General features: G+C 70.1%; 14 protein-coding genes and 1 pseudogene. 7 read left to right on the top strand and 8 right to left on the bottom strand.

Annotated elements, in window-relative coordinates; translation table 11 throughout:
* Positions 1-185: 185 nt before the first annotated feature.
* Both ggt and PPSIR1_RS01175 read right to left on the bottom strand, forming a co-directional pair.
* Positions 186-2045, bottom strand: a complete 1860-nt coding sequence (ggt, locus tag PPSIR1_RS01180; RefSeq protein ID WP_006969129.1) for a gamma-glutamyltransferase — start codon at positions 2043-2045, stop codon at positions 186-188.
* Positions 2033-4963, bottom strand: coding sequence for a serine/threonine-protein kinase (locus tag PPSIR1_RS01175; protein ID WP_232296410.1), 2931 nt, complete (start codon positions 4961-4963; stop codon positions 2033-2035). Before PPSIR1_RS01175 ends, ggt begins: the two co-directional genes overlap by 13 nt.
* Before the next feature lie 134 nt (positions 4964-5097).
* Between PPSIR1_RS01175 and PPSIR1_RS01170 the strand changes: the two genes are divergently transcribed.
* Together PPSIR1_RS01170 and PPSIR1_RS01165 are read left to right on the top strand one after the other, a co-directional pair.
* Positions 5098-7287, top strand: a complete 2190-nt coding sequence (locus tag PPSIR1_RS01170) for an adenylate/guanylate cyclase domain-containing protein (RefSeq protein ID WP_157595092.1) — start codon at positions 5098-5100, stop codon at positions 7285-7287.
* Between the two features lie 35 nt (positions 7288-7322).
* A complete protein-coding gene (locus tag PPSIR1_RS01165) occupies positions 7323-7793 on the top strand; it encodes a cytochrome P460 family protein (RefSeq protein ID WP_006969126.1) in 471 nt (156 codons plus the stop codon).
* Between the two features lie 308 nt (positions 7794-8101).
* On the opposite strand, the pseudogene PPSIR1_RS50685 reads toward PPSIR1_RS01165, so the two are convergent.
* Both PPSIR1_RS50685 and PPSIR1_RS01155 read right to left on the bottom strand, forming a co-directional pair.
* A pseudogene (locus PPSIR1_RS50685) lies at positions 8102-8476 on the bottom strand (DUF1801 domain-containing protein); the annotation flags it as partial.
* Between the two features lie 28 nt (positions 8477-8504).
* On the bottom strand, positions 8505-9386 hold the full coding sequence (locus PPSIR1_RS01155) for a hypothetical protein (protein WP_045115127.1): 882 nt from the start codon (positions 9384-9386) through the stop codon (positions 8505-8507).
* 212 nt (positions 9387-9598) lie between these two features.
* Between PPSIR1_RS01155 and PPSIR1_RS47260 the strand changes: the two genes are divergently transcribed.
* From PPSIR1_RS47260 to PPSIR1_RS01140, 3 genes are all read left to right on the top strand, one after another.
* The gene (locus PPSIR1_RS47260) at positions 9599-10021 is read left to right on the top strand and encodes a hypothetical protein (protein ID WP_157595091.1); all 423 of its coding nucleotides are present in this window, start codon (positions 9599-9601) and stop codon (positions 10019-10021) included.
* Positions 10022-10071: 50 nt separating this feature from the next.
* A complete protein-coding gene (locus PPSIR1_RS01145; RefSeq protein ID WP_006969122.1) occupies positions 10072-11820 on the top strand; it encodes an IgGFc-binding protein in 1749 nt (582 codons plus the stop codon).
* 299 nt (positions 11821-12119) lie between these two features.
* The gene (locus tag PPSIR1_RS01140) at positions 12120-12602 is read left to right on the top strand and encodes a LuxR C-terminal-related transcriptional regulator (protein ID WP_006969121.1); all 483 of its coding nucleotides are present in this window, start codon (positions 12120-12122) and stop codon (positions 12600-12602) included.
* 25 nt (positions 12603-12627) lie between these two features.
* Here PPSIR1_RS01140 and PPSIR1_RS01135 read toward each other — a convergent pair whose 3' ends face one another.
* Entirely contained in the window at positions 12628-14079 is a 1452-nt protein-coding gene (locus tag PPSIR1_RS01135; protein ID WP_157595090.1) for a hypothetical protein, read from the bottom strand.
* A gap of 498 nt (positions 14080-14577) precedes the next feature.
* Between PPSIR1_RS01135 and PPSIR1_RS49030 the strand changes: the two genes are divergently transcribed.
* Entirely contained in the window at positions 14578-15129 is a 552-nt protein-coding gene (locus PPSIR1_RS49030; protein ID WP_006969119.1) for a hypothetical protein, read from the top strand.
* 189 nt (positions 15130-15318) lie between these two features.
* On the opposite strand, the gene PPSIR1_RS01125 is transcribed toward PPSIR1_RS49030, so the two are convergent.
* The 3 genes from PPSIR1_RS01125 to PPSIR1_RS01115 form a co-directional block, all read right to left on the bottom strand.
* Positions 15319-17247 (bottom strand): IgGFc-binding protein, encoded by a 1929-nt coding sequence (locus PPSIR1_RS01125; protein WP_157595089.1) that lies wholly within the window; start codon positions 17245-17247, stop codon positions 15319-15321.
* A 99-nt stretch (positions 17248-17346) separates the two neighbouring features.
* Positions 17347-18750, bottom strand: a complete 1404-nt coding sequence (locus PPSIR1_RS01120) for a DUF1552 domain-containing protein (protein WP_006969117.1) — start codon at positions 18748-18750, stop codon at positions 17347-17349.
* Positions 18751-18771: 21 nt separating this feature from the next.
* A complete protein-coding gene (locus PPSIR1_RS01115) occupies positions 18772-20436 on the bottom strand; it encodes a DUF1588 domain-containing protein (RefSeq protein ID WP_006969116.1) in 1665 nt (554 codons plus the stop codon).
* A 506-nt stretch (positions 20437-20942) separates the two neighbouring features.
* On the opposite strand from PPSIR1_RS01115, the gene PPSIR1_RS01110 reads away from it, so the two are divergent.
* Positions 20943-21392 (top strand): RidA family protein, encoded by a 450-nt coding sequence (locus tag PPSIR1_RS01110; RefSeq protein ID WP_006969115.1) that lies wholly within the window; start codon positions 20943-20945, stop codon positions 21390-21392.
* The last annotated feature ends 3 nt before the right edge of the window (positions 21393-21395 follow it).

The following is a 21395-nucleotide window of genomic DNA, read 5'->3' as shown; positions in this document are numbered from 1 at the left end:
CCCGAGCACGACCCGCAACAAAGCACGCACACCCGTCTGACACCGCTCAGACCCGTTCTTCCGCGGGCCTTCCGTTAGCCTTCCGTTGGGCGGTGTGACCGCCGCCCGCGTTTGACCGGACGGTCTGGGCCGCGGGTCCTCGGGGCGGCCCCCGGGTTTGCGCTCGGCCCGGGGTGACAAGCTTGCTAGTAGCCCAGCGCGAGGCCGTCCTTGCGCATCTCCGTGGCGCCCACGTAGGTCCCCCGCTCCGCGTCGCGCATCACCGCCTGGTACCCGCCGAAGCCGCCCGGCTTCACGACCACGACGTGGCCCCGAGCCCGCAGCCCCTCGACGGTCGCGGCGGGGATGCCCGACTCGACGTGCACCCGACCGAGGAGCTCGCCCTCGGCCCCGGTCGGCTGGCGCCCGCCTTCGTGGCGCACCCGGGCCGCGTCCCCAGCCTCTTGCAGGTTCATGCCGAAGTCGATCAGGTTGATCAGCACCTGCACGTGCCCCTGGGGCTGCATCGCCCCGCCCATCACCCCAAAGCTCAGCCACGGCTCGCCGTCCTTGGTCACGAAGGCGGGGATGATGGTGTGGAAGGGCCGCTTGCCGGGGGCGTAGACGTTGGCGTGGCCCGGCTCGAGGGCGAAGAGCTGGCCGCGATCTTGGAGCATGAAGCCGAGGCCGTCGGGGACCAGGCCCGAGCCCATGCCGCGGTAGTTCGACTGGATCAGCGAGACCATCATGCCGGCCTCGTCGGCGACGCTCAGGTAGGTCGTGTCGCCGGGGCCCTCGAGCTTGGGCTCGCCCGCGTCGAAGCTGGTCGAGGCGCGCTGGGGATCGATGAGGGCGAAGCGCTCGCGGGCGTAGGCGTCGGACAGCAGGGCCTCGAGGGGCGCGGGCGAGAACTCGGGGTCGGCGTAGTAGCGGGCCATGTCCTCGAAGGCCAGGCGCTTGGCCTCGATGAGGTAGTGGAGCAGCTCGGCCCCGCCGCGATCGAGCGCGCCGAGCTCGACCTGCTCGAGGATCTGCAGCATCTGGAGCGCCGCGTAGCCCTGGCCGTTGGGCGGGAGCTCGTAGACCTCGCAGCCGCGGTAGTTGACGTGGCCCGGCGAGACCCACTCGCCGCGGTGCGCCGCGAGGTCCTCGGCGCGCAGGTCCCCGCCGATGCGCTTCATGTAGGCGTCGATCGTCGCCGCGGTCGCGCCGGAGTAAAAGACCTCCCGGCCGCCGGCCGCGATGCCCTCGAGGGTCTGGGCCAGATCCGGGTTGCGGAACACCTGCCCGGCCACGGGCGCCTCGCCGTCGACGAGGTAGGTCGCCCGGGCGTTGTCGAGCTCCTCGATGCTCCCCGGGTGCTCGGCCAGGTGGGCCTCGAAGCGCGCCATGTTGGCGCCCCAGTACATGGCGATGACCGGCGCCATGGCGAAGCCCTCGCGCGCCGCCTCGATGGCCGGGGCCAGCACCTGCGCCATGTCGAGGCGGCCGTAGCGTTCGTGGAGGGCGAACCAGCCGTCGACGGTGCCGGGGACCGTCACCGGCAAGCTCCCGTAGGCGGGGATGGAGTCGCGCTCGCCCAGCTTGGCGCGGAGCTGCTCGAGGCTGCGGCCCTTGGGCGAGCGGCCGGAGCCGTTGTAGCCGACCACGGCCTTGGTCTTTGGGTCCCAGACGATCGCAAACAGGTCCCCGCCGATGCCGTTGCCCGTGGGCTCGACGACGCCGAGGACCGCGTTCGCGGCGATGGCCGCATCGACGGCGCTGCCCCCCGCCTCGAGGATGTCGACGGCGGCCTTGGTCGCCAGGGGGTGGGCCGTCGCGGCCATGCCGTGGACCGCGTGCACGGGGCTGCGGGCGTAGTTCGCCCCGACGAGGCGATCGCCGCCGCCGAGGGTCTCGGCGAGCCTGGGCGGCGGCTCGGCCTGCGCGGGCTCGACCGCCTCGGTCGTCGCGGCTTCGGACCGAGCGGGCGCCTCGGGTTCCGCTCGACCTCGATCGCACGCGCCCATCGAGAGCGAGAGTAGACCGAGCAAGCACCACCAGCGCGCGACCGTCATCTCGACCATGGTCGGCCCGTGGGCGCCGCTGCGTCTAGCAGGCCCGTCTCCACCTGCCACGCACGCACGGCCTCGAGCTGCCTCTCCGAGCCCTCGCCCGCGGCCTCGAAGGCCCCCCGGGCCGACGCCGCGAGCGACCCCGCCCGCGAGCGACCCCTCCCCGCCAGGACCAGCGCCTGCGCGAGGGCGAAGCCCGTCTGGGCCAGGTCCGTGGGATCGCCGGGGTGGGTGGTGCGCAGCGTCAAGGCGCGCTCGAGGGGCTCGAGCGCCGCGCCGCCGTCTCCCGCGGCGACGAGGGCCTCGCCGATGCCCGTCAGCGCGTACGCGGCGATGGGGTGGTCCGGGCCGTAGCTCCCCTCGATCAGCGCGAGGGCCCGACGCGCCTGCTGCTCGGCGCGCTCGGGCTCGCCCTGCAGCACGGACAGGGTCGAGTAGTTGACCAGCGGAGAGATCAGCGTCCAGTGCTCCTCGCCGTGGTTGTCCTCGATGATCGCGATGGCCTGGCGGTAGTGCCCCTCGGCCGCGGCCAAGTCCCCGAGGTTCTTGGCCACGATGCCCATGTTCGACAAGGTCGTGATCAGCCGGGGGTGGCGCGTGCCGAACTCGCGCTCGAGGATGGCGAGGGCGCGCAGCTGGAGGGCCCGGGCCTCCTGGGCGCCGCCGCGCTGATCGACGGCCACGGCCACGTTGATCAGCGCGTCCGCGACGGCGAGGCTGTCCTCCCCGCGCTCGCGCCCAAACAGCGCCACGGCCTCGCGGTGGTGGGCCTCGGCGTCGGCGTAGTGGCCCTGGCGCAGCGCGACCACGCCCGCGCTGGTGTGGAAGTCCGCCCGCCGCCCCGGGTCGCCGCTGGCCTCGGCGAGGGGCTCGGCGTGGACGAGCCAGGCCTCGGCCGCGTCGATCTGGCGCAGCTGCTCGACGTGAAGAAACACGATCTGCGTGGCCGCGCGCGAGGCCGTCCCCGGCATGCGCTCGGCCACGGCCTCACGGTAAGCCCGAGTGAGCGCGTCGAGGGCCTCCTCGGGCTTGGCGCCGCGGGCCTGCTGCAGGCCGAGCTCCAGCCACAGCCGAGCCTCGAGCCGGGCCTCGCCCAGGGCCTCCGCCTCGGTGACCAGGGCCTCCGTGGCGCGCAGGCCCTGCTCGTAGCGCCCCGTCATCCGCAGCACCGCGGCCTCGATGCGCCGGGACTCGAGGGCCTCGACCCGCTCGGCCACGGCCGGATCGTCGACGCGCCCGCGCTCGGCCTCGACCCGGGACAGCGCCTCCCGATCGCCGCAGTCTGCGACCCTCGACAAGCCCGCGATCGCCCGGTTGGCCCGCTCGACCACGCCCGCGTCGGCCGACGCGAACACCTCGACCATCGCGTCGACCTGGTGCAGGCGCTCGTCGAGGCAAGCCATGCGGCGATCGAGCAGCGCCCCGGACTGCTCCCCCGTCGCGCTCGCGACGCAAGCCTCGGTGCGCGCCTCGACCCAAGCCGCGGTGTAGTCGTCGAGGGCCGCGACCACGCGCTCGGCGGTGTCCTCGGCGTAGACCAGCTCGGCTCGGGTGACCGCCTCGCGCACGCGCCCGCGCTCGGCCTCGCTCCAGACGCCGTCGAGGTGCCGCGCCATGTCCTGGCAGACCAGCGACTGCGCCCGCGGGTCCGTCAACGCGCCGAGCTCCCCGAGCTGAATGCTGGCCGGCGCGGTCATCCGAGCCACCAGCACCCCGCCGAGCACCGCCGCCGTCCCCAGCCCCGCGGTCCGCAGCCACCGTCGACGGCGCTGACGCGGGTCGTCGGCGAGGGCGTCCAAGAGCGCGTCCATGTCGGGCCATCGCGCGTCGGGGTCGGGCTGCAGGCCCCGAACGAGCACGCGCCGCAGCCAGGGCGGCACCGCCGAGCCCTTGGGCGCAGCCGCGACCTGCCCGCTCTCGACGACGCCGACGAGCTCCGGCAGGGTCGTCGCCCGGAAGGGGCGCTCGCCGTAGAGGGCCTCGTAGAGCGCGACGCAAAAGCTGAACTGATCGCTGCGCGCGTCGGCGGGCTCGCCCCCGAATTGCTCGGGCGGCATGTAGGCCGGCGTCCCCATGACCGCGCCCGTTTGCGTCAGCGGGTGGGCCAGCAAGGGCGCAGAGCCGCTGTCCAGGGCCGGGTCGGCGCCCGAGCCTCCCGTGCCGCCGGGGTCCCGCAGGGTCTGGCTCTCGCTCATGGTCCCGTCCCCCGCGGCCTGGAGCGGCGCGGCTGCATCCGGCCCTGGCGAGCGCAGCAGATCCGAGTTGGTCTCCAGCCACTCCCGCGAGCCCTCGGATCCGTCGAGGCTGCCGTCGAGGGCCGCCCGAGCCAGGCCGAAGTCCATGACCCGAACCCGCCCGTCCTCGCCGATCATCACGTTCTCGGGCTTGAAGTCGCGGTGGATGAGGCCCGCGCCGTGGGCCGCCGCGAGCCCTCGACCGGCGGCCTCGAACACCTTCGAGACCTCGGCCCAGGGCCGGCGCTGGCCCTCCCCCGCCCCGGCCATCCACGCGCCGAGGGTCTGACCGGCGACGAACTCCATGGCGATGTAGAGCTGCCCTTCGTGGACCCCGACGTCGTAGATGGTCACGACGTTGGGGTGACCCAGGCGCGCGAGGGCTTGGGCCTCGCGCCGCAGCCGGACCTGGGCCCGGGCGTTGCGACCCGGCTCGTCGAGCCAGCGCGGCGTCTTGAGCAGCTTGAGCGCGATCCGGCGGTCGAGCTCGGGGTCGTAGGCCGCGAGCACGAGCCCCATCGCGCCGGCGCCGAGGAAGGCGAGGACGACGTAACGATCGATGACGGTCCCAGGCCGCGGCGTGTCGCCCTCGCCCGCCTGGGGCGCGGAGCGAAGCGATGGACCCGAACCCTCGAGCGCCCCCGGCAAGGTCGCGCCCGTGGGATCCCAGGTCGACTCTTCACCCGCACCCGACATCCTGGCCATGGTAGACCGCCGCCACCGGCCACAGCCCCCAGCGGGGCTGTGACCGCCCGTCCAGGGACTGCGATATTAGCCGTTGCCCACCTCGGAGTCTGGGGCGAACATGAGCGCTCCGTGGATTGGAGGACGTGTCTCGAGTCTTGACCGGCGCCGCGTCGATCCGCCGCCGCCCGTGGCCCCTGCTGGGCTTGGTGTTCGCGTGCCTGTTCGCCGTCTTCCTGGTCGGCTGTCGCAGCAGCCTGATCCCGATCGAGCCGCCGCGCGCGATCGACGGGGTCCTGGATCTGCGCGGCTGGGACTTCGACGCCGACGGCCCCGTTCCGCTCGCGGGCCAGTGGCAGCTCGCGTGGGGTGAGCTCCTCGAGCCCGAGACGGCCGGAGCCCGGGAGGCGTGGACGCCCTACGCGGTGCCCGGAGCGTGGAACGGCGTCGAGATCGACGGCGCCCCCGTGGGCGAGGCCGGAGCCGCGACCGCCCGACTGCGCGTGCTCTTGCCCCCCGAGCGCGGCGCCATGTTGCTGCGCACGCGCGGGACCTCGACCGCACACCGGCTGTGGTTCAACGGCCGCGAGCAACGCGGCGCGGGTACGGTCTCCACCGAGCTCGAGGCCATCGAGCCCGCCTCGCCCAACGCCCTGCACGCCTTCCCCGACGCGGACAGCGTCGAGATCGTCGTGCAGATCGCCAACCGAGATCACCGCCAGGGTGGGCTGCGGCGGGACTGGCTGCTCGGCAACTACGCCGACGTCAGCCGCCACCACACCGGCTGGGTGCTCTACGAGACCCTGACCATGACGACCATGTTCGTGGTCGGCTGCGCCTTCTTGCTGTTCTACGCGACCCGGCGGCGGGGCGTGTTCCGCATGTACTTTGGTCTGTTCGCCCTCGCCTGCGCCCTGCGCACGAGCGTGGCTGGGGACGGCATGCCGCTGACGGTGATCTGGCCGGGGCTGCCCTGGGCCGCGCGCATCAGCCTCGAGTACGCGACCAGCTGGGCCGCCGTCGGCCTCGGCGTGCTCACGGTCACCCGCCTCTACCACCAGGAGGACTACCCGCCCCTGAGCTACGGCCTGCTCGGCCTCGGGGGCCTCGCCGCCCTCGCCCTCGGCTTGGGTCCGGCGCGCTGGTCCATGGTCACGGTCACCCCGCTCCAGGCCTTCGCCGCCTTCGCCATCGTCTGGGTGCTGATCGTCGTGGTCCGGGCCGTGCTCGCCCGCCGCTTTGGCTCCCGCGGCCTGCTCGCGGCGATGCTCGCCTTCCTGCTCGCCCTGGTCCACGACATCGCCCGGGCCCGGGGCCTGCTGCCGACCCCCTTCGAGCTGACCCAGCCGGCCTTCGTCGGCGTGGTGCTCATCGAGGCCGCCCAGCTCGCGCGCTCCTTCGCCCAGTCCTACACGGTCATCGAGCAGCTCTCGAAGGACCTGACCGTGACCAACCGCGACCTCGAGGCCACCAACAAGGCCGTCGAGCGCTTCGTGCCCTACGAGTTCCTCCACCTCCTCGACCGCACCAGCATCCGCGACGTCGACCGGGGCGACAACGCCGGGCAGGTGATGGACGTGCTGTTTTGCGACCTGCGCAGCTTCACGACCATCATCGAGTCGCTCGAGCCCGAGCAGGCCTTCGCGTTCATCAACGACTACCTGTCGTACATGGAGCCGCAGATCCGCAAGCACAAGGGCTTCGTCAACAGCTACCTCGGCGACGCCTACCTGGCGCTCTACTACGGCGGGGGCGACGAGACCCTGCGCTCGGCCATCGCGATGATGCGCAGCCTCGAGCAGTTCAACGCCGAGCAGGGCCACGTGCCCAACATGGAGATCCGCGCGGGCATCGGCGTGCACTCGGGCTCGCTCATGCTCGGGACCATCGGCGGCCTCGATCGCCTCGACTCCGGGGTGATCGGCGACCCCGTCAACACCGCGAGCCGCGTCGAGGGCATGACCAAGATGTACGGCACGCCCTTGCTGATCTCGGAGGCGACCTACCGGCGCATCGAGAGCCTCGACGAGTTCCGCATCCGCGAGCTCGACCGCGTCGTCGCCAAGGGCAAGACCGAGGCCATCCGCCTCTACGAGGTCCTCGACGGCCTCCCCGAGGTCCAGGCCGAGCGCAGGTGGGCGACCCGCGAGGCCTTCGCCGCCGCCCTCGCCCTGTACCGAGAGGGCCGCTTCGAGGACGCCCTCGCCGCCTTCCGCCGCCACCTCGACGAGGTCCCCGAGGACGCCCCGGCGCGCCTGTACACCGAGCGCTGCCAGGGCCACATCGACTCGCCCCCGGTCGCCTGGACCGGCGTCACCATCTTGACCCGAAAATAGCCGTAACCTCGGCGCCGCCGTGGCATAAGCCCTTCATGCGCCCGCTCGCCCCGGCCCTGCTCCTCTCCCTCCTCGCCGCGCTCTCGACCGCCCTCGGCTGCAGCCGCGGCCAGGCCGAGGATCTGCTCGAGCAGGTCCGCGACGACGACTACCGCTCGAACTACGCCCGCGCCCCGGGCTGGCCCGACCCGCAGCAGCCCGGCTTTGGGCCCCACGGCGGCTTCGTCGACATCTACGTCAACGAGGTCGTCAGCGAGGCCATCGAAGCCGGCGAGCCCCTCAGCGCCTGGCCCGAGGGCTCGATCATCGTCAAGGACGGCTGGGAGGACGCCGACGCCGAGGCGCTGCGCTACGTCGCCATCATGGAAAAGCGCGGCGGCGGCGAGTGGTTCTGGGCCGAGTACGAAGAGGACGACTCCGTCGCCTACGCGGGCCTGGACCTCTCGACTTGTACGGGCTGCCACTCGTCCGGCGAGGACCAGGTCCGCGCCTTCGGCCTGCCCTAGGCTCGCTTGCGACGCGCGGCCTTTTTCTTCGTCGCCTTCTTCTTGGCGGCCGTCTTCTTCTTGGCGGCCGTCTTCTTCTTGGCGGCCGTCTTCTTCTTGGCGACCTTTTTCTTCGCCGCTTTCTTCTTGGCGACCTTTTTCTTCGCCGCTTTCTTCTTGGCGACCTTTTTCTTCGCCGTCTTCTTCTTCGCCACTTTCTTCTTCTTCGCCACTTTCTTCTTCTTCGCCGTTTTCTTCTTCGCAGACTCCGCCTGCTCCGGCCCATCGTCGGGATACATCTGCGCCATCTTCTCGAGCGAAGCCGCGAGGAGCTCGCGCAGCACGTCCATGTCGATGTCGCTGGCCCGCTTGACGTAGAGGCAGGACTTCCCGACCTTGTGCTTGCCCAGCCGCCCCATGATCGCGTCGAAGGACCCAAAGCCCGACATCACGTAGATGCTCATCGCCGCCTTGCGCGGCGAAAAGCCGGTCCGCATCCACACCCCGGAGTTGCCCGTGGGGTAGCGGTAGGCGTAGCTGCCGAAGCCCACGATGCTCGAGCCCCACATCCGCCCGGGCTCGCCGGTGAGCTCCGCCATGATCTCGGCGATCGCCTCGGCGAAGGCGCGCGACTCCTCGTTGGTGGCCCGGTCGAGGAAGTCCTCGACGCTGCCGTCGTTGGCCTTGGTCTTCAGCTCAGCCATGCCGAGCCATGGTAGTGCACGATCGCGCTCAGGGCTCGACCATGCACACGCCAGCGGCGCAGATGTCCTCGACCTCGGCGAAGGCGTCGACGCACACCGTGCCGTCCTGCGAGCAAGGGTTCTCGGCCAGGCCGAGCTCGCAAAACTCGGCGCAGCAGGCATCACCCTCGCAGCTGGGCAGCTCCTCGGCGTTGACGCAGAGGTTGCCCGGGGCGCAGTCGTTGACGAAGGCGCAGGGCTGGCCCGTCGGGATCGTGTCGGCCGCGAACACGCACTGGAAGTTGGCGTTGACCCAGTAGCAGCCCATGCCCTCGCCGCAGCTCTCCTGGTCCAGCGCGTCGCAACCCGGGACGCACACCGCCACGGTCGAGTCGCCGCCGATCAGGCAGCTCAGCCCGCCGCAGCCCTCGACCTCGGGGCAGGTCGGGCTGTCGACGCTGCCGATGCAGAAGCTGTGGCAGGTCCCAGCGCCGTCCTGGTCGGTGTTGAAGCACATGCCCGTGCCGTCGCAGTCGTCGGTCCCGGCCGCGGTCCCGTCGTAGGTGCAGGGCTCCCCCTCGGCCTGGTCGCCGAGGATGGGCACGCACTTGGTCGCGTCCCAGCTGCCTCCCGTGGTCGAGTAGGGCGCGCACTTCTCCCCCTCGGGGCAGTCTTGCTCGAACAGGTCGCAGGGGTCCTCCCACGGCCCGGTGTCCTCGGGCGGGATGAAGTCCGCGCTGTCCTCTTCCTCGCTGGAGCTGGAGTCCGTGCTCGTACTGGTGTCCGTGCTCGTACCCGAGTCCGTGCTCGTGCTCTCGTCACCGGCTTCGTCCGTGCCCGTCCCCACGGGGTCGTCGACGACCTTGGCGGGTCCGCACGCGGACAGTCCAAGGGCGAAGGAGAGCGCAAAAAGGTACTGAATTCGCTGCATGGGTTCTCGCAGGGGCCTTCCCGCGGACTCTAGCTCAAACATTTTCATTGTTCGAATTAAATGTTTGTTTTATGAGTTTCTTCCTGGGCATTCCGTGTCGATCGAGATCCTGAACCTCAGACCATGGTCAAACGAATACCGATTGCCCTGCGGCAATCGGCATCGTCCAATCCGTTCCCGCTGCCCTCGCGGGACGCCGCGAGCTCAGCCGTGTGGCAAGCTCTCGCCATGACCCGCGCCCGAGCCGCTCACCTCATCGTCTCCGCGAGCGTCGCCTTGCTGTTCGGCTGCGACGGTGGGGCCGAAGCGCAGGCTGGGGAAGACGGCGCCAAGGCCCAAGCCGGCGACGCATCGGCCAGGTCGGCAACGATGGCGCCAAGGCCCAGGCCGGCGGTGCGTCGGCCCAGGTCGGCAGCGACGGCGCCAAGGCTCAGGCCGGCGACGCCTCGGTCCAGGCCGGGTCCCAGGGCGTCGAGGCCCATGCTGGCGGAGAGGTCTCGGCCAAGGCCGGCCCCGACGGGCTCGAGGCCAAGGCGGGCGACGCCTCGGCCAAGGCTGGCCCCGACGGGCTCGAGGCCAAAGCCGGGAGCGCGTCCGTAAAAATCGGACCCAAGGGCGTGCGCGCCAAATTCTGAGCCGGGTATCGGCCGGCATCGCGGCCGAGATTCGCGGCTACCATGCGGGCATGCGCTTCGCTTCGCCTTCCCTCGCGCCCCTCTTCGCTCTCCTCGTCCCGACCCTCGGCCTGACCGCGGCCGCGTGCACCGACGACGCCACGGACGAGCGCGCCGCCGAGGACACGGATGCAGGCGGCGACGAGGTCACGGCCGACGGCACCTCCAGCTCCGACAGCGAGTCTGGCGAGTCCAGCTCCGAGGGCGAGACGACCACCGAGACGGACTCGAGCACCGACGCCGAGACCACCGAGGAAGAGAGCGCGGAGGAGAGCGCCGACGAGACCGAGAGCTCCACGGGCGAGACCACCGAGACCGAGACCACCGGCCAGATCTGCGATCCCGGCGAGGTCACCTGCTTCGACGCCGACAACACCCAGATGTGCAACGAGGAGGGCAGCGACTGGGATCCGCCCGTGCCCTGCCCCGACTCGACCGAGTGCGTCGCCGGAGAGTGCATCGACAGCTGCACCCTCGCCGAGCTCAACCCGAGCTCCGTGGGCTGCTCCTTCTTCGCCAACCGCATGGACAACCTGCACGCCGACCAGCCCGACTCGCTGGTGATCGGCAACGTGTCCTCGGACGACCCGGTCACGGCCCAGCTCTACTTCGTGCCCAACGACAGCAACACCGAGCAGGCCCAGGGCGCCCCCGTGGTCATCCCGCCCCAGGCCACGCACACCTTCGAGCTGAACAACGCGCAGATCGAGAGCGTGACCACGGTGCGCACCGGCGGCGTCTACCGGGTCGAGACCGACAACCCCGTCGTCGCCTACGTGCACTCGCCGATCGGCTCTCAGGCCACCAACGACGCGTCCATGATCCTGCCCGAGCACGCGCTGACCGGCAACTACGTCGTCGCGTCCTGGCCCGGGACCTTCAGCGCCCACTACCCCAGCTACTTCACGGCCATCGCGATCAACGACGGCACCAACCTCGAGTTCGTCGCGGGCTCGCCGACGGCCGGGGGTGGCGGCGTCCCGGCCCTGCAGATGGGCGGGAGCACGAGCGTCGCCCTCGACCGCTACGACACCCTCAACGTCGTCGTCGCCCAGCAGTACCAGGACCTCTCGGGCACGGTGATCACGGCGGACCAGCCCGTGTGGCTCGCCGGCGCGAGCGAGTGCGCGAACGTGCCGATGTACCCGGCGGTGCTCTACTGCGACCACCTCGAGGAGCTCATGCTGCCCCTCGAGTACTGGGGCGACGAGTACGTCGGCGCCCACGCCCCGCAGCGCGGCAACGAGAGCTACCACTGGCGCGTCTACTCCGGCGAGGACGGGGTGACCATCGACACGACCCCGAGCCAGCCCGGCTTCCCCGTGACCCTCGACAAGGGCGAGTACCACCAGTTCGCCACCCAAGAGAGCTTCATCTTCTCGGGCTCCGGGCCCTTCCTCCCGGTCCAGTACCTCGAAGGCCAAAGCGGCGGCGCGGGCACGGGCGACCCCTCCATGTACCAGATGGTCCCCACGGAGCAGTTCCTCGACGCCTACGCCTTCGTGACCGGGACCAACTACACCCAGCACTACGCGCAGATCGTCCGCCCCGCTGGCGGAGCCGACGTGACCGTCGACGGCCAGACCGTGACCGACTTCTACACCGTCGGCGCGTGGGAGATCGCCGACTTCGCCGTCAGCGAGGGCGCCCACTTTGCGACCAGCGAGCAGCCCTTCGGCGTGACCCAGGTCGGCTACACCAGCGTGACCTCCTACGCCTACCCGGGCGGCCTCAAGCTGGCGGTCATCAACCCCCAGTAGGCCAACGCGCAGGGTCTCGCTGCGCGCCCCGAGCACCCCGGCCGCGCGCGCGACCCGGGTCCGGTAGACCGCCGCCCCAGCGTCGATGCGGGCGATTTCTCGTTGCCATCGGTGACCAATGGTGACGCTCGGTTCGAGAGGCCCCACCGAGCGTGCCAACCTCTCGGATGGGCCGCCAACCCCCTCCCAGCGCCCCATCCCGGCCGTCGCCATCGGTGACGCCGGGGCGACAGCTCGGTCCCTGACGGTCCGCCCCCTGGGGTTGCATCTTTGTTGGGCACCAAGAGGAACCGCCCGCCATGACCATGCTCGTCTCGACCCCTCGCGCCACCAGCTCCATCTCCGGCACCTTCATCGCCAAGGCCTGCGTGCCCGCGGACGCCCCCGCCAACCGCCGCCGCTCCGCCGACTGCCAGGCGCTCTCGGCCAACTCGCTGCTGCGCGGGCTCATCGAGCAGCTCGCGGCCGCCCATGAGCTCCACGGCGATGAGCTCCCCGTCGCCCAGATGCTGCTGTTCGGGCGCAGCCCCGAGGCCATGGCCAAGCGCCTCGGCATCACCGAGTCCGCGGCCCAGTGGCACGCTCGCCGCGTGCTCGCCAAGGTCGGCGTCGAGTCCCGGCGCGAGCTGATGGACGCCGCCCTGCGCCTCGCCGCCGCCAAGGGGCGGGCCGAGCGAGCCGCCGCGCGCTCGAACCAGCGCCGCGCCGGCCACCGCCGCGGTCGCGCCCTGCGGGTCGTCGTGGGTGGCTGGCGGCCGGAGTCCAGCTCGAAGAGCGCCTAGTACCGCGACACGCGGTACTAGGACTTCAGTTGGGCTTGGCCGCCGGCCGGAGCAGGAAGCGATCGAGGTCGGGCTGGGCGTCGAACACCGCCACCCCAGGCTCGGGCAGCTGGAACCACTGCGAGGCCCAGCGGTGCAAGAGCGCGTCCCAGGTGTTCTCCTCGGGCCAGCTCGGCGCGCGCAGGGTGTAGCCGTCGCGGTGGGTCAGGTCGATGGCCACGCGCATCGACGACGCGGCCTGCATGCGCCGGCGCAGGGCCGCGGGGATGTCGAGCTGGATGGAGTACCAAGACTGCGGGTCGTCCTCGTCGTGGCGAAAACGCAGCGTCGAGGTCAGCCCGCCGCCTCGGCGCAGGGGCGGCGTGAGCACCCCGAAGATCCACCGCTCGCGCATGGACGCCCGGCTGGCCGAGACCCGGAGCGAGCGGACCGCCCGCACGGCGTCGTCGATCGACGCCCCCGCCGAGGCGCGATCGAGGAGCCAGGTCGAGGCGAGTGCGAAGGCCTCGAGATCCTGGGCCGCGTCGAGCAACATCGCCTGGACCTGGGCCACCGGGTGGTCGTGGACCGAGGCCCCGAGGCTGTCGACCAGGCCGAGGTGCTCCCCCGCCTCGCACACCAACACCGGCAAGGCGGCGAGGCCCTCGTAGAGCTCGCGCAGCAGCGCCGGTCGCTGACCGCGGAGCAGGGAGCGACGCAGGCCCCGGACGCAGCGCGTCGCCCGGGCCTCGATGGCCTCGGCGTCGGCCTGCATCGTCGCCCGCTCGATCCGCATGGCCCCGCCCGCCCGGGCGTGCATGTTGGCGTTGCGTCGCCGGGCGCCGACCAGCATCAACTCCAGGCCCAGACCCAAGGTGGCGAAGTCCTGGCGGCCGAGCAGCGCCGGGCCGTTGGCGGCCTGACGGGCCCGCCCCCCCGGGCTCGAGCCCTCGCTCAGGCGTCGACTCAAGCGCGCGAGCAGGTCGTCGAAGAGCACCGCGCCGAGGTACTCGAGCCGCGTCCCCTCGTCGGTCTGGGCGAGGGCGAGGGCCTGCTCGATGGTCTCCGACAGAGACTGGCCCGGCGTCGGCCAGGGCATGGACCCGCTCCGGCCGCGCTTGCGAGGCAAGGGCGCGTCGGCTTCGCGCTCGCCAAGCCCGACCTCGAGGCTGCCAAGGCTCCCGTCCAGGCCCATCAACGCGCGGATCACCGCGCGCAGCTGGTAAGGCATGCCCGACAGGTCGCGCTCGCACAGCTGCTCCCGACCGCTCACGGCCTCGGTGATCGCCTCGAGGCCGGCCTCGATGTCGCACAGGCTCAGCTCCGTACACCCGCGGAGCTGGCTGCGGGCCCGGAGCCAGCCGTGGACCCCGAGCAGCGCCTCGCCGAGGCGAGGGTCGTCCAGGCTCGTCGCCAGGGTCTCGACCTCACCGAGGCTGGCCCGAAGGCCCAGGTAGCTGGTCAGCAATCGACTGACCCACTCGTAACGCTCGAACACCGACGCGACTGCAATTCTATGCTCCGTCATGACTCCCTGCCCCCCAACCGCAAATGCTCGCGCGATGGCTGCATCGGAAGTGTAGACAGAACATTTGCGAATGACCATGGCGTTGCCTCCCCCGCTCGCTCAAGACGCGACACCAGGCCCCTGGGTCATGAACGTCGATGTATGCAAACGAGTGATGTGATTCCACCTTCCAGCACTACGAGCATTGGCATTTCGCCACACTCACTCCACTGCGAGTGGATATTTGCAGTATCGGTGTGCATTTGATCGTCCGATCTCCATGGACCCGAAGGCGAACCGAGCTCGCGAAGATCGGCCTCCCCGACCCACGAATTCCGTCGAGGAAGTGCCCGCGACTGCCCGCGCGCCTCGTGCTCAGAAAACCCGCAGCTTGCGCCACTCAGTGACTGAGGCAGGAAGCTACACCGCGGAGGACCGCCACAACCTCGACCCTGCCCGTCCGGAGCCTGGAGCGCTACCCTGGCCGCGATGCCCCGTCGGCTCCACGCCCTCGCAATCCCCTGCCTGACTCTCCTGCTCGGGACCTCCGCGTGCGACTCGAGCCCGCCGGCCAGGGCCGAGGCCGACACAGCCGCCAAGCCCAACGCCGAGGCCGAGGCGGATGCCAAGTCCGAGGCCGACGCCAAACCCAAGCCCGACGCCGAACCCGAGCCCCACGCCAAAGCCGAGGCTGACCCGGCCGCCAAGCCCAGCCCCGAGCCCAAAAAGCCCCGCGCCACCGAGGCGCGCTGCAAGGTCGCCGCGGGCGGAGCGATCTACGACGACCCTTGCAAGTTCACCTTCGCCGGCGACGGCAAGGGCAGCTTCTCCATCGAGGCCCTCGCCAAGTCGAGCTTCGACGGCGCCGAGCTGCTCACCGTCACCGTGACCGAAGAGGGCGTGGCCGAGGTCCGCGGGCTGACGAGCGAAGGCATCAACTCGCGCTGGGGCGAGGCCGAGCGGTCCACGAAGGACAAGGCCTGCTGGGCGGGCGGCAAGTTCACCATCTGCGTCTACGCAGCCGTCACCGCCACACCCTGACGCCAGCCCCCCTCAGGGGCAGTGAATGAATCCACAGCCCCTGACTATTTTAGCCGTCGTGGACGACGCCACGCCCTCCCTGCCCCACGTCCACGACTCAGAGGGTCGGCCAAAACGAGTTTGGCCAACCCTCTGTCTGCTTTAGCCGTCGTGGACGACGCCACGCCCTCCCTGCCCCACGTCCACGACTCAGCCCTGCGGCGTGATCACGATGTCGTTGATCGTCCGCAGGTTCATGCCCCCGGGGTAGCCGTAGGAGCGGTTTTGGGTGAACTCCGAGGTCTGCGGTGTCCCCCAGCCCCACACCCACAGGCCAAAGGGCGCGTCGCTGTCGATCTGGTGCACCCCCGTGGCGCAGTTGCCCACGGCCTGGTAGTTGCCGGTCATCAGGTCGACCCGCGTCCACTCGTAGTTCTCGCCGACCTGCTGCCAGCCGTCGAGGGGGCCGTAGCAGTCGAGGTCGACGGGCCAAAACTGCCCGTACTCCCGGGCCCGGATGATGACCAGGCTCGAGTCGGGGTAGGAGGGATCGGTGTAGAACACGTAGCTCTCGAGGTACTGCTGCGGCGGCACGCTGATCACGAAGTCCGAGTCGCCGTAGCCCGACATCCCGATCGGCGCCCAGCCTGAGCCGCTCATGTAGGTGTGCAGCATGAAGGGGTGCTCCTCGTCCTGTGAGGACACCACGAAGGCGTCGGCGGTCACGAACTCGACGACCTCGCCCTGGTCGAGGGTCGCGGGCCCGCCGACCTCGGGGGTCCAGCTCAGCTGGGTGCCGTCGAGGACCCCGACCAGGCGCCACACGGCCCCCTCGTTGCCGCGCGGCTTGTGCATCACCCCGACGTACTCGCTGCCCAGGGCGCGGATCGGCGGGATCATCTGCTCGCCGTGATCGGCGTAGGCCGTGCCCACCGGCACGCGCAGCCCCGAGTGCCCGGCCATCATCCCGATCGGCTTGTCGGACTCGACGATGCTCCCGGTCAGCTCCGCGTCCTGGGAGAACTGGGCGTGCTCGCCCGCGTCGAGGGTGAACTCGTAGAGCTGATTGGCCGGCCCGCCCGGGAGCCCGCCGCCGCCGACCACGGGCACGATCGGCTCGATGCTCACCGTCGTCCCGTCCTCGGTCGCGATGATGTTCATGGAAGGATCGCGGCCGCTGAGGTCGTCGTGGTAGGCGTCCGCGGCGACGTAGTTGGTGTCCCAGGCGCTCGTCGGGATCAGCAGCGAGGCCCCCGCCACGGCCGCGCCGACGCCCGCGCCGTAGGGGTTGATCTGGTAGGCCACCGCCGGCCGGTCCGTGGTCACGCGAAAGGCCGTGCCCAGGCCCGTCCCGCTCACCCGCGTGTCCTGGCCGATCGCCGGCGTGATCGGGCAGGGCACGCCGCCGCCCCCAGGGCTCGGCCCGTTGAGCACGAGCACCGCGACCTCGCCGGGGGCCAGGCCCTGGTCCGCGTCGTAGTCGTCGAGGCTCAGGCCCGGACCAAAGCCCACGGGGATGCGCGCGAAGCTCTCGATGTCGAGGGCCTGGCCGCCGTACTCCAGGGTGATGTGCAGGTTCTCGTTCCAGGTGTTCGCCACGTAGGCGGCGAAGCAGGTGTTGGTCCCGGAGGTGTTGTCCATCTCCGTCGGGTAGTACTCGCAGCCGATCGACGACTTGTTGGTGACCACGGCCTCGCAAGCCGGCGAGCACGACCACGTGCTGCTGTCGCAGGCCTCGTCCGGCTCGCACTCCTCGACGACCGCGCCGAAGCAGTCCAGGACCTCGTGGAGGTCCGCCGAGCACTGGAAGCAGTCCCCTCCCCCGCCGGTCGAGTCCTGCCCGCCGACGTCGAACTTGACGCCGTCGCCCGAGCTGTCCTCCTCTCCCTCCTCGCTGCTCTCCGTGCTCTCCGTGGAGCTCGACTCCGTGCTGCTCGAGCTCGAGCCCTCGGAGCTCGACTCCGTGCTCTCCCCCGAGCTCACCCCGGCGCTGTCGGCCTCGCTCGAGTCGTCCGTCGGGCCCACGACCTCGTCGCCGCCTCCGCCGGAGTCCGAGCACCCGGAGCCCAGCGCGAGGGCAGAACACAGGCACAAGCCGAGAGGAGCGCGACGGGGACGGGTCAGGGCGAGTCCAGGCATGGCTCAGCCTACCGCAAACGAAAAGGGCCCCGCGTCGAGCGGGACCCCTCAGGTCGAGATGCGCGGCGCAGGCTGGCGAAGGCCGCCTGGCGCCGGCGTTCAGGCCAGGATGTCGGGCAGCGGCGTGCCGGAGCCCGCGCCCTCGCCCCACTGGTCCGGCTCCTCGCCGACCCACGTGGCCGTCGGGTCGAAGGCCTGGAGGATCGAGAGCAGCACGTCGGAGCAGTTGCCCGACGAGGGCGTCGGCCACTGGCCGTAGTTGTAGCTCCCGGACAGCGGCGCCGGCTGGTAGTGGATGCCGGGGTACTTGAGGTAGCCGCGGCCCGAGCCAGCGAGCAGCATGGGCTGACGCGTGATGGCGTGCACCGAGCCGTCGGAGGCGTCGGAGCTCATCAGCGCGATGGTGTTGTCGAGGAGGTTGTTCCCGTCGAAGTCCGGCGTGTCGCGCAGCTTCTCGAGCAGGTAGCCGAAGCGCTCCATCATGTAGATCTGGCCGTTGTCGTAGTAGTTGCCGACGGCCCAGGTGTTGGTGTTGTGGCTGGCGTTGTGCCACGAGCCCTGCGCCCCCTGGACCTCGCCGAGCTGCGGCTCGGCGGCGCCCTCGAGGAACATCAGCGTGGCCACGCGGGTCAGGTCGCAGCTGAACGCGTAGGCCATCAGGTCGCTCATCAACTCGTTGACCAGCGTCAGCTGCTCGTTGTTGATGGGCTCGCTGTTCTCGAACATCGGGTCCATGGGCAGCTCGCACAGCGGCGCCGCCACGGCCAGCTTGGCCTCGAGCGCGGCGATGCTCTCGAGGTGCGCCTCGAGGCGCATGTTGTCCTGGGGCCCCAGCTCGCTCTTGAGCGTGTCGACCTCGGGCTTGATGGAGTCGAGGATGCTCAGCCGGAGCTCGCGGTCATCCTTATCCTGCATCAGGTTGCCGAACAGCGACTGCCAGGCCGCCGAGGGGCTGGTGATCGGCTCGTTGGGCTGGAGGTAGCCGCGGTGCGAGAGCGCGTGCATGGTCCAGCCGTAGTCGGCCGGGCTCTGGGCCTTGGACACGCCCAGGTGGATGCCGCTGATCGGCGTCTGCCCGGCGAGGGCCTCGGAGATGAGGTGGTCGAGGGTCGGGCCGCCGGGGTTCGAGAAGAAGCCCTGACCCTGGCCGATGTCGACCATGGTGTAGCCGTTGAAGACGGTCATCCCCTCGTGGTGGGTGATGGTCTCCTTCGAGCGGTTGGTCAGGCCCGTGACGACGTTGAGGTAGTCCTTGACGCCAGCCAGGGGCTGCATGTGGGCGTTGAGCTGCCAGCTCTCGCCGGTCCCCACGGGCTCGAAACGGTCGAGGACGAAGCCGTTGCCCATGAACCAGGACAGATAGCGGACGGCGTCCGTGCTGCCGTCGGCGAAGGCCGTCTGCTCGAGGTTGAGCATGGCGTCCAGCTTGGGCAGGGCGACGGTAGCGACGCCACCAATGGTGGCACCGCGAAGGAAGGTACGACGCTTGAGGAACTTGCGCATGACGTTTTCCTGCTTCCCGCCCTACTTGGGCTCACCCACTTGGCGGAACAGCTCGCTGGTCACGAAGGACACGAGCAGCTCCTTGACTCGGAAGTTGGCCGTCTCGAAGTCGGCGTAGAGCTCGAGGATCTCGTCGCTCTCGTTGTTGAAGTCCTCGAGCGAGCCGCGCCCGAAGCGGATGATGTTGTTGACCAGGCACTGGGTCGTGCGCGGGTCCATGGCGACGTTGGTCGCCAGGTCGACGCCGTTGGACATCGTGCCCCAGTCGCCGTAGTCGACGACGGAGTCGATGGGCAGGCCGTTGTCCTCGGTCCGCCACTGGCCCAGGGCGTCGAAGTTCTCGAGCACGAAGCCCAGCGGATCCATGTCCTTGTGGCAGCTGGCGCAGGACTCCTCCTCGAGGTGGATCTGCTCCATGACCTCGCGCAGGGTCATCTGCTCGCCCTCGGGGATCTCCGGGATGTTCGGGTTCACGTCCGGCGGTGGCGGCGGAATCGTGAAGCACAACATCCGCTCTTGGATGTAGTGGCCGCGGCGCGTCGTCGAGTTGCCGTCGGCGTGGGCGTTGCGGGCCAAGAAGGTGCCCTGGGTCAGGAAGCCCGCGCGGTTTTGGTCGGCGGGCAGCTCGACCTGACCGAAGGGCTCCTCGGGCGCGGCCATGCCGTAGAGGTCGGCCAGGTTCTGGTCGATGAAGGTGAAGTCCGCGTCGTAGAAGGTCCGCCAGTCGGTGTCGGCCTCCCAGATGACGTGGCGCAGGAGCATGTCGGTCTCCTGCAGCATCGAGTCCGCGAGGGCCTCGCTGTAGTTCGGGAACGCGTCCAGGTTCTTGCCCGGGATGCGCAGGTCGAGGTACTCGCCGAAGAACTCGGAGATGGCGTCGGGGGCCGAGGGGTCGGCGAGCAGGGCCCGCGCGAAGTCCTCGATGGCGTCGACGGAGTCGTAGTTGCCGGCCTCGGCGGACTCGAGGGTCGCCAGGCTGGGGATGCGGCCGTTGATGAGCAGCGACACGCGGGTGACCATCTCGGGCCCGGTCAGCCAGAACTCCTCGGGCTCGTTCGCGTCCTGGACGCCGACTTCCTTGACGTAGATGAAGTTCGGCGAGAGCAGGATGCGGACCAGCTCGTACTTGAGGCCCGCGTTGAAGTCTCCCTCGCCCCACTCCTCCGCCTCGAGGGCGATGTCGACGATCTCGGACACCTCCGCGTCGGTCAGCGGACGACGCCACGCGATGTGACCGAGGGTCTGAGCGATGTCCGTGTAGCAGGCCTGGCCGGGCGACTCGGTCACGCAGGGCACGAAGGAGGCCAGGCGTCCGGGGTTGGCCACCACCGCGTCACCGATCTCGAGCGCCGAGGTCTCGTAGAGCTCGACGAGGTCGAGGCCAGGAGCAATCTCTGCCGCACCGATGGCGTCGTAGCCGTGGAGGGCGAGGTCGCCGGGCGGATCCGCCACGGCCTGCGCCTCGTCACCAAACATGTACCCGATGGAGTTGACGTACTGGTGGTCCAGCATGCGCCGCATGCCGCCGTGGGGAGGAATGAAGTCGTCTCCCCCTTCTTCACCAGTGCCCTCATCCGTGCCGTCGGTCGTCCCGTCGGCATCTTCTCCGTTGTCTTCTCCGACCTCGTCGTCTCCGCCGCCGTCGGCGTCATCGCCTTGGCAGCCGGGAGCGGCCACGAGAGTCATGGATAGGCACGCGACGGTAAGCGTCCCAGTGCCAAAAATAGTATCGAACTTCACCTTAGAACCCCTTTTTGTGAGCAACGCCTGGTCACCTTTATGCAAGCCGAAGGTGGTTCATGCAACAGAAAAGTCTGAATTCGAACTTCTGAAAGCTACCGAGAGCCAAGCGTCACGGGAGGCCGTCCACGTGTTCTGCGCCCTTCACGGAACACGCGCTTCGAGTCAGATTTTCCGCGTTTTGTCCGATTTTGGTCGACAAACTCGACCCATCCGCCACGTGAGCGCCGCCCCACTGCTGAGCGCCGTGCGCGATCGGAGTGGCTGCATTCAGTCGAAGTCTCTCTCGTAAAATCCATCACCAAATGTTGCCCCCCCACTCGTAACTTTTCACACGGCTCATGGGCCTCGGCGAGAGCCTGATCGCCCGCGTCGACGCCCCCTCAGCGGAGGGTGCGCCCGATGGGCCTCGCGCTCGAGGACGGGGCCGAGGACGAAGATACAGTCACCCCATGAGCCGCCGCCGAGTGTTCACGGGTGCCCCTTGGGAAGCCAAGGTCGGCTATTGCCGAGCCGTCCGCGCAGGCGGACACATCTACGTCACCGGCACCGTCGCCCTGGGCGAGGACGGTCAACCGTGCGGCGGCGACGACGGCTACGCCCAGGCCAAGCGCTGCTTCGAGATCATCGCCAACACCCTCGCGGAGCTCGACGCGGGCGTCGAGCACGTCACCCGGACCCGGATGTTCGTGACCGACATCGAGCGCTGGGAAGAATTTGGCCGCGCCCACGCCGAAGTGTTCGCGGGGCATCCGCCTGCGACGACCATGGTCGAGGTGTCGAGCTTGATCCGCCCAGAGCTATTGATCGAGATCGAGGTCGACGCCCTCGTGCTCGAGCAGAGCGAGCTCGCTGGCGGCACCATGGCTACCGAGTCCATGGGAGAGGATGGGCTGCGCTGAGGC

Source organism: Plesiocystis pacifica SIR-1 (assembly GCF_000170895.1).
In the GTDB taxonomy this organism is placed as follows: Bacteria; Myxococcota_A; Polyangia; order Nannocystales; family Nannocystaceae; genus Plesiocystis; species Plesiocystis pacifica.
The sequence above is the reverse complement of the archived record's forward strand: the minus strand, read 5'-3'. Positions and strand labels throughout refer to the sequence as shown.

Bases quoted from the DNA above. Each gene is read 5' to 3' on its own strand.
- ggt (WP_006969129.1), bottom strand. From the start codon at position 2,045: ATGGTCGAGATGACGGTCGCGCGCTGGTGGTGCTTGCTCGGTCTACTC.
- PPSIR1_RS01175 (WP_232296410.1), bottom strand. From the start codon at position 4,963: ATGTCGGGTGCGGGTGAAGAGTCGACCTGGGATCCCACGGGCGCGACC.
- PPSIR1_RS01165 (WP_006969126.1), top strand. From the start codon at position 7,323: ATGCGCCCGCTCGCCCCGGCCCTGCTCCTCTCCCTCCTCGCCGCGCTC.
- PPSIR1_RS01155 (WP_045115127.1), bottom strand. From the start codon at position 9,386: ATGCAGCGAATTCAGTACCTTTTTGCGCTCTCCTTCGCCCTTGGACTG.
- PPSIR1_RS01145 (WP_006969122.1), top strand. From the start codon at position 10,072: ATGCGCTTCGCTTCGCCTTCCCTCGCGCCCCTCTTCGCTCTCCTCGTC.
- PPSIR1_RS01140 (WP_006969121.1), top strand. From the start codon at position 12,120: ATGACCATGCTCGTCTCGACCCCTCGCGCCACCAGCTCCATCTCCGGC.
- PPSIR1_RS49030 (WP_006969119.1), top strand. From the start codon at position 14,578: ATGCCCCGTCGGCTCCACGCCCTCGCAATCCCCTGCCTGACTCTCCTG.
- PPSIR1_RS01125 (WP_157595089.1), bottom strand. From the start codon at position 17,247: ATGCCTGGACTCGCCCTGACCCGTCCCCGTCGCGCTCCTCTCGGCTTG.
- PPSIR1_RS01120 (WP_006969117.1), bottom strand. From the start codon at position 18,750: ATGCGCAAGTTCCTCAAGCGTCGTACCTTCCTTCGCGGTGCCACCATT.
- PPSIR1_RS01115 (WP_006969116.1), bottom strand. From the start codon at position 20,436: ATGACTCTCGTGGCCGCTCCCGGCTGCCAAGGCGATGACGCCGACGGC.
- PPSIR1_RS01110 (WP_006969115.1), top strand. From the start codon at position 20,943: ATGAGCCGCCGCCGAGTGTTCACGGGTGCCCCTTGGGAAGCCAAGGTC.